Source organism: Embleya sp. NPDC001921 (genome assembly GCF_053594475.1).
In genome coordinates, this window is record NZ_JBSFEO010000021.1 from 70,922 (window position 1) to 86,367 (window position 15,446).

General features: G+C 72.8%; 9 protein-coding genes. 6 read left to right on the plus strand and 3 right to left on the minus strand.

Annotation, left to right across the window (positions count from 1 at the left end; genetic code table 11):
• The first annotated feature begins 32 nt into the window (after positions 1-32).
• The 4 genes from secD (at position 33) to ACWCPW_RS24405 (ending at position 6,396) form a co-directional block, all read left to right on the plus strand.
• Positions 33-1,784, plus strand: coding sequence for a protein translocase subunit SecD (gene secD / locus ACWCPW_RS24390; RefSeq protein ID WP_449763726.1), 1,752 nt, complete (start codon positions 33-35; stop codon positions 1,782-1,784).
• Positions 1,784-2,956, plus strand: coding sequence for a protein translocase subunit SecF (gene secF / locus ACWCPW_RS24395; RefSeq protein WP_449763727.1), 1,173 nt, complete (start codon positions 1,784-1,786; stop codon positions 2,954-2,956). The genes secD and secF overlap by 1 nt, the downstream gene beginning before the upstream one ends.
• Positions 2,956-3,498 carry an adenine phosphoribosyltransferase gene (locus ACWCPW_RS24400; RefSeq protein ID WP_449763728.1) on the plus strand — a complete coding sequence of 181 codons (543 nt, stop codon included), beginning with the start codon at positions 2,956-2,958 and terminating at the stop codon, positions 3,496-3,498. The genes secF and ACWCPW_RS24400 overlap by 1 nt, the downstream gene beginning before the upstream one ends.
• A gap of 153 nt (positions 3,499-3,651) precedes the next feature.
• Positions 3,652-6,396 (plus strand): RelA/SpoT family protein, encoded by a 2,745-nt coding sequence (locus ACWCPW_RS24405; RefSeq protein ID WP_449763729.1) that lies wholly within the window; start codon positions 3,652-3,654, stop codon positions 6,394-6,396.
• A 170-nt stretch (positions 6,397-6,566) separates the two neighbouring features.
• Here ACWCPW_RS24405 and ACWCPW_RS24410 read toward each other — a convergent pair whose 3' ends face one another.
• Positions 6,567-9,368: a protein kinase domain-containing protein gene (locus tag ACWCPW_RS24410; protein WP_449763730.1), complete on the minus strand. Its 2,802-nt coding sequence runs from the start codon at positions 9,366-9,368 to the stop codon at positions 6,567-6,569.
• Between the two features lie 373 nt (positions 9,369-9,741).
• Here ACWCPW_RS24410 and ACWCPW_RS24415 point away from each other — a divergent pair, with 373 nt between their 5' ends.
• Together ACWCPW_RS24415 and ACWCPW_RS24420 are read left to right on the plus strand one after the other, a co-directional pair.
• Complete coding sequence (locus tag ACWCPW_RS24415; protein ID WP_449763731.1) at positions 9,742-10,647, plus strand: ABC transporter ATP-binding protein; 906 nt, start codon at positions 9,742-9,744, stop codon at positions 10,645-10,647.
• Entirely contained in the window at positions 10,637-11,410 is a 774-nt protein-coding gene (locus ACWCPW_RS24420; RefSeq protein WP_449763732.1) for an ABC transporter permease, read from the plus strand. Before ACWCPW_RS24415 ends, ACWCPW_RS24420 begins: the two co-directional genes overlap by 11 nt.
• A gap of 514 nt (positions 11,411-11,924) precedes the next feature.
• On the opposite strand, the gene ACWCPW_RS24425 is transcribed toward ACWCPW_RS24420, so the two are convergent.
• Together ACWCPW_RS24425 and ACWCPW_RS24430 are read right to left on the minus strand one after the other, a co-directional pair.
• The gene (locus ACWCPW_RS24425) at positions 11,925-14,348 is read right to left on the minus strand and encodes a beta-ketoacyl synthase N-terminal-like domain-containing protein (protein ID WP_449763733.1); all 2,424 of its coding nucleotides are present in this window, start codon (positions 14,346-14,348) and stop codon (positions 11,925-11,927) included.
• Between the two features lie 11 nt (positions 14,349-14,359).
• On the minus strand, positions 14,360-15,424 hold the full coding sequence (locus tag ACWCPW_RS24430; RefSeq protein ID WP_449763734.1) for a glycine cleavage T C-terminal barrel domain-containing protein: 1,065 nt from the start codon (positions 15,422-15,424) through the stop codon (positions 14,360-14,362).
• Between the last annotated feature and the right edge of the window lie 22 nt (positions 15,425-15,446).

Below are 15,446 nucleotides of genomic sequence, written 5' to 3' on the forward strand. Positions count from 1 at the left end.
CGCGGCGGCATCGAGAGGGAGATTGGGCGAAGGTGGCAGCACCGAAATCGAGTTCCCGAGGGCACCCGGGACGGGTCCTTGCCTTCATCGGGGTCGTGATCGTGGCGTTGTACGCGATCATGTTCTCGACCGGGGACAAGACCCCACGTCTGGGCATCGACCTCGCGGGCGGCACCAGCGTCACGCTCACCGCCAAGGCCGACCAAGGCCGTAACGGCGCGGTCAACAAGTCGAACATGCAGACCGCGGTGGAGATCATCCGCCAGCGCGTCAACGCGTTCGGTGTGTCCGAGGCGGAGGTGCAGACCGAGGGCGATCGCAACATCGTCATCAGCATCCCCAAGGGCAAGAACGAGAAGGAGACCGCGGAGCAGGTCGGCCAGACCGCGAAGCTGTTCTTCCGCCCCGTTCTGGAGGCCACGCAGATCACCCCCCAGGGTGGTACCAAGCTGCCGCTGACGCCGCCGTCGACGCCGCCCGCGAGCGCCCCGCCGGCAAGCACGCCGCCTGCGGTCGAGTCGGGCAAGCCGCAGGGTCGGGTCATCCCGAACCTGAAGGACGCGTCCGGCGCCCCGACCCCGCCGCCTTCCACGCCGCCCGCGAGCACGCCGCCCGCGACGCCTCCGGCGAGCACCCCGCCGGCCGGAGCCGACGCGAACGGCATCACGCCCGAGCTGCGTGCGAAGTACGAGAACCTGGACTGCTCCCTCCCGGAGAACCGCGGCCTCGGCCCGGTTCCGGCCCCGGAGGACAAGCCGACCGTGGCGTGCAGCCGCGATCAGGGCGAGGGCGAGGAGAAGTACATCCTCGGCCCGGTCCTGATCCCCGGCACGGACGTGGACTCGTCCAAGGCGCAACTGCCGCAGAACGGCAGCGTCGGCGGCTGGGAAGTCGAGCTGAAGTTCACCGACGCGGGCACCGACAAGTTCACCAGGATCACCGGTGACCTGGCGGCGGGCAAGTACCCGACCAACCGCTTCGCCATCGACCTGGACGGTGTGGTCGTCTCCGCGCCTTCGGTGAAGTCGGAGATCCCCGGCGGCAGCGCCGTGATCTCGGGCAACTTCACCCGCAGCTCGGCCAAGGACCTGGAGAACGTACTCAAGTACGGCGCGCTCCCGCTGTCCTTCACCAAGAGCGACGTGACCACGGTGTCCGCGTCGCTGGGCGGTGACCAGCTCCGGGGCGGTCTGATCGCGGGTGCGATCGGCATCGTCCTGGTCATCCTGTACTCGCTGTTCTACTACCGAGGCCTCGGCCTGGTGAGCATCGCGAGTCTGGCGGTCTCGGCGGCCCTCACCTACGCCATCATGTGTCTGCTGGGCCGAAGTATCGGCTTCGCACTCAACCTGCCGGCGGTGTGTGGCGCGATCGCCGCGATCGGTATCACGGTGGACTCGTTCATCGTGTACTTCGAACGCATCCGGGACGAGATCCGCGAGGGTCGCACGTTGCGACCCGCGGTGGAGAAGGCGTGGCCGCGTGCCCGGCGCACCATCCTGGTGTCCGACGCGGTGTCGTTCCTGGCCGCCGCCGTGCTCTACGTCGTCTCGGTCGGCAAGGTCCAGGGCTTCGCGTTCACCCTCGGCCTGACCACGCTGCTCGACGTCGTGGTGGTGTTCCTGTTCACCAAGCCGCTCATGACGATCCTCGCCAAGCGCAAGTTCTTCGCGGACGGCCACAAGTGGTCCGGCCTCGATCCCGTCGCGCTCGGTGCCAATCAGCGCCAGTCGTACCGCAGCCGTCGCCCGCGCGGGCGCGCTGCCGGCGTCAAGGAGGCGTGATGAGTCGCTTCGGTGACCTCAAGAACATCGGCGTCCGGCTGCACCACGGCGATGTCTCGTTCGACTTCGTCGGTCGCAAGAAGTTGTGGTACTCGATCTCCGCGCTGATCCTGCTGCTCGCGGTCGGCGGCCTGCTCGGCCGCGGGCTGCACCAGGGCATCGAGTTCAAGGGCGGCTCGGTCTACACGATCGAGCACACCTCGGCCTCGCAGAACGACGCCCGCGAGGCGGTGGAGCCGTTCACCGACGGCGCCGACGCCATAGTGCAGAAGGTCGGCGGCGACGGCCTGCGGATCCAGATCGCGGAATCGGACGCGGAGAAGACCAAGCAGGTCGCGGCGGCCATCGCCAAGGACCTCGACGTCGCGCCGGACAAGGTCAACACGCAGGTGGTCGGTCCCAGCTGGGGCAAGGAGATCTCCAAGAAGGCCCTTCAGGGCCTGGTGATCTTCATGATCCTGGTGGTGATCTACCTCACCTTCGCCTTCGAGTGGCGGATGGCCGTGGCGGCGCTGGTCGCGCTGATCCACGACATCGTGATCACCATCGGCGTGTACGCGCTGGTGGGCTTCGAGGTGACGCCGGGCACGGTGATCGGTCTGTTGACCATCCTCGGTTACTCCTTGTACGACACCGTGGTGGTATTCGACACGGTCAAGGAGAACGCCAAGAACATCACCAAGCAGACCAAGCTCACCTACAGCGAAGCGGCCAACGCGGGTCTGAACCAGACCCTGGTGCGCTCGATCAACACCACGGTGGTCGCGCTGCTGCCGGTGGCGTCGCTGCTGTTCGTCGGTGGCGGTCTGCTCGGCGCGGGCATGCTCAAGGACATCGCGCTGTCGCTGTTCGTGGGTCTGGCCGCCGGTGCGTTCTCCTCGATCTTCATCGCCACGCCGATCCTGGCCGACCTCAAGGAGCGGTCGCCGGAGATGCGGCAACTCGCGAAGAAGGTGGCCCAGCGCCGCGCGGCCGAGGCGAAGGCGGCCAAGGCCGCCGAGGCCTCGGGCATTCCCGCGGACCAGGCCGAGGGTCACCCGAACGTGGACGAGGGCGCGGAGCCGGAATCGGAGTCGGACGACGACACCGTGCCGGCGCAGGGCGGGGCACCCCGTGCGGGCGCCTCGCGCGGCCGGGCGCGGACCCGTCCCGGCGGCAAGAGGAAGCGCTGATGGCCGACGACGACCTGCGCAGGCTGCTGGAGAGCCGGATCCGGGACGTGCCGGACTGGCCGCAGCCGGGCGTGGTGTTCAAGGACATCTCGCCGCTGCTGGCCGACCCGGTCGCGTTCGCGGCCCTGGTCGACGCGCTGGCCGAGCGTTGTCGGGGCCGGGTGGACAAGGTGGTCGGGATCGAGGCCCGAGGCTTCATCCTGGCCGGACCGGTGGCCTACCGCGCGCAGGCCGGGTTCGTCCCGGTCCGCAAGGCGGGCAAGCTGCCGTGCGCGACCCACGCGCAGTCCTACGAGCTGGAGTACGGCTCGGCCACCCTGGAGGTGCACCAGGACGCGTTCGAGCCCGGTGACCGGGTGCTCGTGATCGACGACGTGCTCGCCACCGGCGGGACCGTCGAGGCCACGATCGACCTGGTGAAGCGGGCCGGCGCGGAGGTGGTGGGGGTCGAGGTGCTGCTCGAGCTCGGCTTCCTGAACGGCCGGGCGCGGCTCGCGCCGGTGCTGCCGCAAGGCACGCTGGAGTCGTTCATCGTCGTGTGACACGCCGCCGAAGGCGTGTCGTCGGAGGCCGGAGGCGCCCCAGGTGGGGAGCCTTCGGCCTTCGCCGTCGCGGCGGCCGGCATTCCGGATGGCCGAGTCGTGAGGGCGTGGGTCAGTACGATGGAATTTCCGTCATCTGTGGGAGGAGTTCCCTTGCCGGACGAGGTCGCGCCCGTCGCGTCGTCCTCGGGGGATGCCGTCGAACACGCGGCTCCCTCGGACGACGCCACACGTGCCACACCGGGCCCCTCGGGCCATCCGCCGGTGAGCGGCGGGGGGCCCGAGGAGGCTCCGGCCCGGGCCCGCCCCGACGAGGCGCCCGATTCGCCGGACCGCGCGCCGGCCGAGGCGCCCGCCGAGCAGCCCGCCGCCGCCTCCGGCGAGAGCCGCGAGGCGGCCGAGACCCGCGCCGACGCGCCGGGCGAGGCCCAGGCCATCGCGTCGGAGGAGAGCGCCGACGGTCCCCGGGGCAGCGACGGCCACAGCGGTCCGGCCGCCGGCGCCGCCGGGCCCGAGGCCAGGGGGCCGCGGCCGGTCGCGAAGGCTGCGCCGACCCCCGCGGGCGCCTCGCGGGGCAGCGGCACCGAGCGCTCGCGCTCGTTGCGGGTGGACGGCCCCAGCCGGGTCCGCGCCCGCCTGGCCAGGCTGGGCGTACAGCGCAGCAGCGTGTACAACCCGGTTCTGGAGCCGCTGCTGCGAGTGGTGCGGGTCAACGACCCCAAGGCCGACCTGCGCCAGATCGAGCGGGCGTACACCACCGCCGAGCGCTGGCACCGCGGCCAGCGGCGCAAGAGCGGCGACCCGTACATCACCCACCCGCTCGCGGTCGCCACCATCCTGGCCGAGCTCGGGATGGACCCGCCGACGCTGATGGCCGGGCTGCTGCACGACACCGTCGAGGACACCGACTACGGGCTCGACGCGCTGCGCCGCGACTTCGGCGACACCGTGGCGATGCTCGTGGACGGCGTGACCAAGCTGGACAAGGTCAAGTTCGGCGAGGCGGCGCAGGCCGAGACCGTGCGCAAGATGGTCATCGCGATGGCGAAGGACCCGCGCGTGCTGGTGATCAAGCTCGCCGACCGGCTGCACAACATGCGCACGATGCGCTACCTCAAGCGGGAGAAGCAGGAGCGCAAGGCCCGCGAGACGCTGGAGATCTACGCCCCGCTGGCGCACCGGCTGGGGATGAACACGATCAAGTGGGAGCTGGAGGACCTGGCGTTCGCCATCCTCTACCCCAAGATGTACGACGAGATCGTGCGGCTGGTCGCCGAGCGCGCGCCCAAGCGGGACGAATACCTGGCCCTGGTCACCGATCAGGTGCAGGGCGACCTGCGCTCGGCGCGGATCAAGGCCACGGTGACCGGGCGGCCGAAGCACTACTACTCGGTCTACCAGAAGATGATCGTGCGCGGCCGCGAGTTCACCGAGATCTACGACCTGGTGGGCATTCGGGTCCTGGTCGACTCGGTGCGGGACTGCTATGCGGCGCTGGGCACCATCCACGCGCGCTGGAACCCGGTCCCGGGGCGGTTCAAGGACTACATCGCGATGCCCAAGTTCAACATGTACCAGTCGCTGCACACCACGGTGATCGGTCCCGAGGGCAAGCCGGTCGAGCTGCAGATCCGCACCTTCGACATGCACCGCAGGGCCGAGTACGGCATCGCCGCGCACTGGAAGTACAAGGCCGAGGCGGTCGGGGCCAAGGGCGCCGCGAAGACCGACACCAAGCCCGCGCGCAAGGGCGAGAACCCGGCCAACGACATGGCCTGGCTGCGGCAACTGCTGGACTGGCAGCGCGAGACCGAGGACCCGGGGGAGTTCCTGGAGTCGCTGCGCTTCGACCTCTCCAGCCAGGAGGTCTTCGTCTTCACGCCCAAGGGCGACGTGATAGCGCTGCCGGCCGGCTCGACCCCGGTCGACTTCGCCTACGCGGTGCACACCGAGGTCGGGCACCGCACCATCGGGGCCCGGGTCAACGGGCGGCTGGTCCCGCTGGAGAGCCGGCTGGACAACGGCGACCTGGTCGAGGTGTTCACCTCCAAGAGCGAGACCGCGGCGCCCAGCCACGACTGGCTCGGCTTCGTCAAGTCGCCCCGGGCGCGCAACAAGATCCGCCAGTGGTTCTCCAAGGAGCGCCGCGAGGAGGCGATCGAGCAGGGCAAGGAGGGCCTGACCCGGGCCATGCGCAAGCAGGGCCTGCCGTTGCAGCGGCTGATGTCCGGCGGCGGCGACACCCTGGTCACCCTCGCGCACGAGCTGCGCTACCCCGACATCTCGTCGTTGTACGCGGCGATCGGCGAGGGTCACGTCTCGGCGCAGACCATCGTGCAGCGCCTGGTCGAGTCGCTCGGCGGCGAGGAGGGCGCGTCGGAGGACCTCGCCGAGGCCACCCGGCCGACCACCACCCGGCGCCGGCCGCGCTCGACCGGCAATCCCGGCGTCGTGGTCAAGGGCGTCGACGACATCTGGGTCAAGCTGTCCCGCTGCTGCACGCCGGTGCCGGGCGATCCGATCATCGGATTCGTCACCCGGGGCAACGGCGTCTCGGTGCACCGGCAGGACTGCGGCAACGTCGAGTCGTTGTCCCAGCAGTCCGAGCGGATCGTCGACGTCGAGTGGGCGCCGACCGCGTCCTCCGTGTTCCTGGTGGCCATAGAGGTCCAGGCGCTGGATCGTTCGCGGCTGTTGTCGGACATCACCCGGGTCCTGTCCGACCAGCACGTGAACATCCTGTCCGCGTCGGTGGCCACGACCCGGGACCGGGTCGCGGTGAGCCGGTTCACCTTCGAGATGGGCGACCCCAAGCACCTGGGCCATGTGCTCAAGGCGGTGCGCGGGGTCGAGGGCGTGTTCGACGCGTACCGGGTGACCAGCGGGCGCCAGCAGTAGTCGGCCGGGCCCCGCAGGTCCGCGGACGGGCTTCGCGTACACGAGGCGGCGTCGGGAGTGATCCCGGCGCCGCCTCGTGCGGTGTGGGCCCGGTTCGGCCGCTGCCCCGGGGCGTTCGGTTCGGCGGCGTGCGGCGGCTGCCGGGTTCGGCGGTGTGGTCGGTGTCCGGGTCAGCGGCGCGGGCCGCGCCAGACGGTCATCGAGATCTTCCAGTACTGGCTGGGGCCGGAGTTGGACGGGATCTCGTTGACGCGGATCGTGCCGACCAGGCCGTTCGCGAAGTCCTTGGTGCAGATCACCGAGCCCACCTTGAGGTAAGTGAACGGGAGCTGGTTGTTGTTCGCGTACCGGGTCTCGCCCAGGCAGGTCCGGAAGTCGCTGGGCTGGCCGGGGTCGAGCAGGACCATCTCCTGGCCCTGGATGTAGTTGCCGTCGCCGTAGAAGTACATGATGCCCGCGCTCGGACTGCAACTGCCGCGCCACGTGCTGCTGTAGCCCAGGCCGACGCAGTAGCCGTTGGGTACGTCCAGTTGCCGTTCGAACAGCACGCCGCCCTCGGCCACCCCGCCCGCGGTGGCGACCGCGGTCGCGCTCTCGCCGGGGCGGGGCGCGATCGAGGGCGGGCCGGAGGCGGTGGAGGCCGCGGAGCCGGTGGGGGTGCCGGTGCGTTCGGCGCTCGGGGTGCGGGTCGGGGTGGCCTGGCCGGGGGCCGCGGGGGTGCCGGCGGTGCTCGGATTCGGGGACTGGGTGTGCGATTTCGCGGCGGGGGAGCTGTCGTCGTCGTTGCTGCGCAGCCCGATCGCCAGACCCGTGCCGGCCGCGGCCACGACGAGCACCGTGACCGCCGCGATCAGCGCGCGGCGGTTGCGTCGGCGGCGCACCGTGGGGTCCTCGGGTGCCCTGGGCGGCTGCTCGTTGACCCGACGGGTGACCTCCGCGACCAGGGTCTGCGGCAGCCAGCCCTCGCCGACCTGCAACCGGGTGCCCTCGGAGGCGGCCCGACACAGGTCGATCACCTCGCGCGGGGTCGGTCGCCGGTCCGGGTCCTTGTCCAGGCAGCGGTGCAGTACCGGCAGCAACCGCGCGGGAACCGCGGCGAGTTCCGGCTCCTGGTGGACGACCCGGTAGAGCACCGAACTGTCCGTGCCCTCGCCGAACGCGGACATCCCGGTCGCCGCGTAGGTGGCCAGCGAACCGAGCGCGAACACGTCGGTCGCGGGCTTGGAGGGCAGGCCGCGAGCCTGTTCGGGGGCCATGAACGCGGGGGTGCCGATGCTCGTCCCGGTCCGGGTCAGCGGCGTGGCGTCGGCAGCGCGGGCGATCCCGAAGTCGATCACGCGCGGGCCGTCGGCGGCCAGGATCACGTTGGACGGCTTGAGGTCGCGGTGGACCACCCCGGCCCGGTGCACCGACTGGAGCGCCTCGGCGACGCCGGCCATCAGCACCAGGACGGTCTCGGCGGGCAGTGGGCCGTGCCGGTGGACGGCGTCGTGGAGCGAGGGGCCCGGGACGTAGGCGGTGGCCAGCCAGGGCTGCGCGGCGTCCGCGTCGGTGTCGATCACGGGCGCGGTGTACAGGCCCTGGACACGCTGGGCGGCGGCCACCTCCTGGCGGAAGCGGCGGCGGAACTCGGGGTCGTCGGCGAACTCGGCGCGGATCACCTTGACCGCGATCGGCCGCCCGCCGGGTGTGTAGGAGAGGTACACCCGACCCATGCCGCCGGAGCCGAGCCGGGCGCGGAGCAGGTAGCCGCCGACGGTGCGCGGGTCGTCGCCCTCCAGCGGCGCGAGCACGGCGCGATCGGGGCCTTCCCAGGAGGGGACGGGCGGGGCGGCGGCGGGTGTGGGTGCGGCGGAGGTGGAGGCGGAGGCGGCGGGTGTGGGTGCCGGTTGGCGTTGGGCGAGGGGACGTTCGACGACGGGGGGTTGCACGGTAAGGGCGGGGTCCGGGGCGGCCCGGGGGTGGACGGCCGGGTTCGGGTTGGGCTGGGTGGGCTCGGGCCGCGGGAGCCGCGGGGGTGGTGCGTCGGTGGTCTCGGGGGGTGCGGACGCGGGTGCGGCCGGCTGCGCCTGGGTCCGGGCGGCGGCCCGGTCGGCGGCGGGTGGGGTGGGCTCGGGTGTGCCGGCCGGTGTTGTGGCGGGCTCGGGCTCGGGCTCGGGCCGTTCCGGCTGGTGGAGTGGGGAGATGGTGGCTTGTTCGGACGAGGCGGTGGAGGTGGGCTGGGCCTCGGGTTCCGGTTCGGGTCTGAGTGGGGGCGCGGGTGTCGGGTCGGTGGGCTCGGTGGGGGTGGACCGGGCGGGCGCGGGTGCGTCGGCTCGGGGCGTGGCGGGTTCGCGCTGCTGGGGCCGGTGGAGTGGGGCGATGGTGGTTTCGGCCGAGGGGGATGTGACCGGGGGTGTTTCGGTCGCGGGTCGGGCGGGGGCGGGTGGTTCGGTCGACGCGGTGGGGGTGACGGGTGGCGCGGATGGTGGGGAGGGGGGTGTGGTCGGCGGGGCCGGCGGGGGTGTGGGTGGGGAGGGTCGTACCGCGTCCGGGGGCGCCGACGGCTGCGTCGGCGGCGTCCGGGGTGGTGCGGGCGGTGTCGGTGGGCCGGCCGGGTAGGCCGGAGTCGGCGGGGCGTTCGGGGCGGGCGGGCGGCCGATCGACGGGGCCGCGCTGGGCCTGGGCGGCGGGGCGGGAGCGGCCGGGGCGGGCGGTGCGATGGGGGCGGGTTCGGGTGTCGGGCCGTTCAGGTGTGCCGTGGCCACCTCGCGCCACTTGGCCTCCCAGCCGGCGGGCGTCGCGCCGCACGCCGCGACGATGGCCATGGTGACGCCGAGCGAGGGCAACATCGCGCCGGAGAGGGCCGCCGCCAGCACCGTCTCGTCGATTCCCGCGCGCCGGGCGAGTTCGGCGGCCGGTACTTCGCCCGCCGCGTCCCGGACCGCTCTCAACGCGGCGGCGAATTCGATCAGCGGATCCGACTGAACCATGGGCGTTCCCCCGTACCTGTTTCCGAACCCATCGTGATTGCGGGTCACATGATGATGGATCCGATGGCCGGAAGGCACCTCGGCTCGGAAACCGCAAGCAACCCGTAGTCTTCGCCGAGGAGTTCGGCAACCACCGTTACTCGGGCGCTTGTTCGGGATCCGAACACGTCTGCGAAGACGGGTGCGGCAACGCTCACCGCCCGCCTCCGGTGCACGCGCGCCGGGAGTCGCGCGCCCCACCGGTGCCGCCTCGTCGCCGACGAACCCGATGCCGACGGCCGCGCCGGTGCGTCGGTGGACCGTGCCCCCGGTGCTCCGGTTCGGTGGGGCGAGGTTGGTTGACCGAAGTTTCCTTACGTCATATAGTTACTGCATGTTGAGCGTCTTGGGACTGCGGAAGCGGTATGGCGAGGTCATCGCGCTGAACGGGTTCGAACTCGACGTGGGGGCCGGGGAGATCGTCGGTCTGGTGGGTCACAACGGGGCCGGGAAGACGACGTTCGCGCGGGCGGTGGCCGCGTTGATTCGGGTGGACGCGGGGGAGGTGCGGGTCGATGGGCGGCCGGTCACCCCACGACGCCGGCGCCCTCATGAACTGGGGCTCGCCCCGCAGGAGTTGGCGCTGTTTCCGACCACAGCGCTGGAGAACCTGCGGTACGCGGGCCGGTTGTACGGCCTGGGGCGGCGGTTGTTGGCCGAGCGGATCGAGGAGATCGCCGAGGCGCTCGGGCTGACCGAGATCCTGCCCCGCCCGGTGGAGGACCTCTCCGGCGGCCAACAGCGCAGGCTGCACGCCGCCGCGGCGATGTTGCATCGACCGCGCGTCCTGTTGCTGGACGAGCCGACGGTCGGCGCCGACCCGGTGACCCGCGAACTGCTCCTGCGCGCCGTGCGGAGCATGGCCGACCAGGGTGCCGCGGTCGTGTACACCACCCACTACCTCCCCGAACTCGAGGTGCTCGACGCGACGTTGGCGGTCGCCGACCACGGCCGGGTGATCGCCCGGGGCGCCCGCGCCGACCTGCTCGCCGCGTTGCCGGGCCGAGTCACCCTGTCCTTCGCCGACGGCGCCGGGCTGTGCTTCCCGCACGGCCTGCGCGACGACGGCACCAGGGCCGAAGGCGACGACGTGGTGATCACCGCGATCGACCCGGCCGTCGCCGCCGCGCGGTTGCTCGCGGCCAACCCGAAGCACGCGGCACGGCTGCGCTCGATCGCCCTGGACACGCCGACCCTCGACGACCTGTATCGGGAGTTGTTGACCCGCAATGGCGCTTGAACTCGCCGGTGTTCGCCGGTTCTCCGCGGTTGCCCGGCACCAGTTGGTCCTGATGGCCGGCGACCCCGGCCCGCTGATCGCCTTCACCGTCATCCCGATGGTGCTGGTCAGCGTGATCCGCCCGATGATGGTGCTGCTGTCGGACGCGATGCCCGGCGACATGGCCGACGGCACCGCCCAGGCCACCGCCGGGATGGCGGTGATGTTCTCGCTGTTCGTGCTGAAACTGGTGGGCGCCGGCCTGCTCGACGAGCGCACCACGTGGCACACCTGGGACCGCGTCCGGGCCAGCCCGGCCCGGCTGGGCGAGATCCTGGTCGGCAAGGCCGCGCCCATGTTCGCCTTCCTGCTCGTCCAGCAGTTGTTGCTGTTCGGCTTCTCCGCCGCCGCGTTCGGGCTGCGGCCGGCCCGGGGGTGGTGGCTGGTCCTGGTGGTGAGCGCGGCGTGGCCGTTGTGCGTGCTGGCGCTGGGGACCGGCGCGTCCACCCTGGTGCGCACCTCCGCCCAACTGAGCGCCGTCGGGGACATCTCCGCGGTGGTCACCACGATCATGGCCGGCGCCCTGGTGCCGTCCGCGATGTTGCCCGGTTGGATGCGGCACCTGGGCCCGCTCACCCCCGGCTACTGGGCGATGAGCGCCTATCGATCGGCCCTCAACGGCTCGGCGCCACACGGCCTTTCGCTCTCGCTCGCGGTGCTGGCCGGGTTCGCGCTCGCCGGGCTCGCGGCCGGCGCGTGGGCCGGCCGACGCGCGTCGCGCTGATCCCGCGCCGGGGTCACGGCCGGGCGATCCCACACCACCAGGGCCGCGGCGGCCGTGGTCTCGTGCGTGATGGTGACCGCGATCCGCGCGCCGCCAGCCCCGCCCGCCGCCGTCCGGGCCGCACCGCGGAGAACCACGCTCGGCCGGTGCCGCGCCCGGCACGGCCCGCCCGGCGCCCGGCAGTCGGCCCGATCCGGCAGGATCTCGACCTCCGACCACACCGGTTCGGTCAGCCCCAGCAACTCGATCACCGCGAGCTTCGCGGCGTACTTGCCCGCCCAGGACAGACTCGCCGGCCCGCACGCCAGATCCAGACTCTCGCGCGCGGAGAACACCGTCCGCGGGTCGGCCGGAAGCACCTCCTCGGGACACCGGCTCGTCAACGGCAGCAGCACCAGCACGCCGGAGCCGCGCCGGTCGCGAAAACGCGAGACGGCGAGCCCGGGGGGATACCCCGGACCCGCCGTCCGTGCGGGCGGGCGGTCCGCGTCGACCGCCCGCTCATCGGCACCCCTCATCGCGACCCGTCCGCCGCACCGCCGTCCGCCGCACCGAGCACCGTCGCGATCACCCCACCGCAGCCGACCGTGTCGATCAACACCCGACGCACCGGCGCCGACCCGGCCGCCGACGAGGCGCGCGCGTCGTCCACGGGCAGTCGCAGCCCGCCGCGGATCGCCGCCATCGCCGCGACCGCGTCCACCAAGCCGCCCGCGGCCATCGTCTCGCCGAGCCGCGGCCGGGTCCGTCCCACCGGTGTCGACTCCGGGAACATCCTTGCCAGAGCCCGCAGTTCCGACCGCGCCTCGACCCGATCGGGTCGTGCGCCGGCGGCCAGCACCCAGTCGATCTCGCGCGGCCCGCGCCCGGCCGCGGCCAGCGCCCGGGTCGCCGCCGCGACGAACGCCGCCGGATCGGCGGCCTGCCCGGCCCGGAAGTCCGCGCCCCCCGCCTGCCCGGTGCCCTCGACCACGGCCAGTGCCCGCCGCCCGCGCGCCCGCGCCCGCGCGGCGGACTCCACCACCACCGCGACCGCGCCGTCCGCCCACCGGCCCGGCCCCCACCACCTGGTCTGCGCGTCCAGGACCGCGTCGGTGATCTCGTCGCAGCCCACCACCACGGCGTACGGCACCTCCCCGCGCGCCACCACCCCGCACGCGTGGTCGAGCGCCTGGAGACCGGCCGTGCCGCCGGAGAGGAACGTGATGGTCGGTCCGCGCAGACCCAGGCAGATGCCCAACGTCCCGGGCGCGGAGGTCATCGTGGTCCGCGCGAACGAGGATCGCCGCTCCGGCACCAGCAGTTCGGACAACGACCGGCCGAACTCCTCGACGCTGCGCATCGGACCGCCGGCCGTGGCGAACATCAGCGCGGCCTCCTCGGCCGCCCCCTCGTCGGCCCGCGGATCGATGCCCGCCTCGCGCAACGCCTCCGAGGCGGCGAGCACCGCCCGCCGGGTGAAGTCGTCCATCCGCCGCCACAGTGCGGTCAACACCGCGTCCGGCCGAGCCGGTTCCGCGCTCACGACCTGGACGGGATCTCCGGCCAGCGCGGCCAGCAGCGCGGCGTGGCCCACCCCGTTCGGACCGACCGCCCCCACGCCGGTGATCACCGCTCGATCCCGGGCCGGTCGCGGCCGGGGCCGGGAGCGTACCGCGCCGGGGGAGGCGAGCAGGATCGAGGCGTTGTTGCCGCCGAACGCGTAGCTGTTGGACAGCACCACCTCCACCCGGGCCGGCCGGCCCACGTCCGGCACGATGTCGATCCGGTCGTCGAGCACCCCGCCCGCGCCGGCCGTCGGCGGCAACACGCCCTCGTGCAGCGCGAGTACCGACGCGACCGCCTCGATCGCCCCGGCGGCGCCGAGCGTGTGTCCCACCGCGGACTTGACGCTGCTGATCGGGACCGAGCCCACCCGGTCGCCGAACAACAGGATCATCGCCTCCTTCTCCATCGCGTCGTTCCCGGCCGTGCCGGTGCCGTGCCCGCTGACGTAGTCGACCCGCTCCGGGCCCACCCCGCCCGCAGCCAACGCGCGCCGCGCGGCGGCCAACGCGCCTCGGGCGGTGGGGTCCGGCGCCACGGGATGGTAGGCGTCCGCGGACATCCCGCTGCCCAGGAACTCGACCAGCACGGTGGCGCCGCGCCGCACCGCGTGCTCCCACTCCTCCAGGATCAGCACCGCGGCTCCCTCGCCGATGCTCATCCCGTCCGAAACCGTGTACGGGGCACAGCGGTTGGGACTGGTGGCGCGCAGTCCGTGGAAGCCGGCCAGGGCGAACAGGCACAACGATTCGGCGCCGCCGGCGACCATCACCTCGGCCCGGCCGTCCCGGATCTGCGCGGCCGACCAGGCCAGCGCGGTGGTGCTCGACGCGCACGCGGTGGAGATCACCGCCTGCGGCCCGCGCAGCCCGAAACGGCGGGCGACGTGGTCGGCGGGCCGGGTGTACATGTCCGCCACGTGCCGGTCCGCGCGCAGCGGCAACTCGGCGCCCTCGGCGTGGAACATGCCCTGGCAGGTGCCGATCCCCAGCCCGTGCCGGGCGCCGTCCTCGACCGGCGCGGCGAGTCCGCTGTCGGCGAGCGCCTCGGCGACCGCCGCGCCGAGCATCGCCGAGGTGCGCTCGACCGCCTCGCCGCCGGTCGCGGCGGCGAGCGCGCGGTCGTCCACGCGCGTGACGTACAACTCGCCGACCGAGCCGGGCACCGAGGCCAGCGGCTTCAGCGCGGTCCGACCGGCCAGCAGTGATTCCCAGAACGGCTTGACGCCGACGCCGAATCCGGACACCAGGCCCAGTCCGGTGACGGCCACTCGCCGATCGCCGCCGACCCCGCGAGGGCGGGCGTCGGCGGATTCCGCGTCCTTGTCCGTGAGGGCCGTAGGGGCCGTGGGCGCCGTGGGCGCCGTGGGGGCCGTGAGGTCCGTGGGGTCCATGGGGCCGCCTTTCACGCGATCGATGTGGACCAGCTCAGCGGGACCAGGTACGGCGAGGACACCGAGCGGGCCGGGATCGGGCCGTGCGTCCCGGCGACTTCCCAGTCGAAGCCGGACGCCGCCCACTGCGCGCTCACCCGGGCCAGCGCGAGGGTTCGCCCCAGGCCCGGGCTGTCGGTGTGGTGCACGAGACGGCCGATGGTCAGTCCCGCGACCGACACCTCGGCGTGCTCGGGCGGTTCGACCCCGCGCGGCATGGTCAGCCCGACCGTGCGTACGGCCGGCCCGGTCTTGAACTCGGCCAACACCGCGTCGCGGCCGACGAAGTCGGGCTGGTCCAGGTCGGCCAGCCAGTTGTAGCCGCAGCCCGACACGGTGTCCCCGGGCCCGACCTCGCGATGCGGGAGCGGTTGGCGCACCTCGATCATGGCCGCCTCCAGCGTGCGGTACCCCGCCGGCACCGCGGACCGCTCGACCGCGGCGTCGAACAACTCCGCGCCCAGCGACGGAGGCACGAACAGCTTGTAGCCGTACTCCCCGGTGTAGCCGCTGCGCGCGATCGACACCGGCGCGTCCCGCCAGGTGCGGTGCACGATGCCGCCCAGCGGGACCGAGGTCACCCCGTCGCCGAACAGCTCGCGCAACACCCGCCACGCGTACGGGCCCTCCAGCCCGAATGTGGTGAACTCCGAGCGCACGTCCACCGGTTCGATGCCGTCGGCGTCCTTCAGGGCGGCGGCCGCGGTGCTCAGATGGGCGAGCGTGTCCGGACCCCGGCCGAACGCGGTCTCGACCAGCCAGCGTTCGCGTAACCGGTACACCGTGATCGTGTCCAGCGGGTGCCCCTCGGGGTCCAGCAGCAACGAGGTTGCCGACTGGCCCGGAAACACCGACTTGAGGTCGCCGGGCACGAGGGTGCGCAGCAACGACTGGGTGCCCCTCGAGGCCGGCAGCGCGATCAGGCCGGTGGAGTTCAGCTCGAAGATGGCGGCCTCGTGCCGGAGCGCGTGGTACTCGCGCTCGTCGTCGGCGTACGTCCAGGGCACTACCGCGTGCCCGATCGTGACGGTCCGCATCGGTGTAGCCGGCACAGTGATG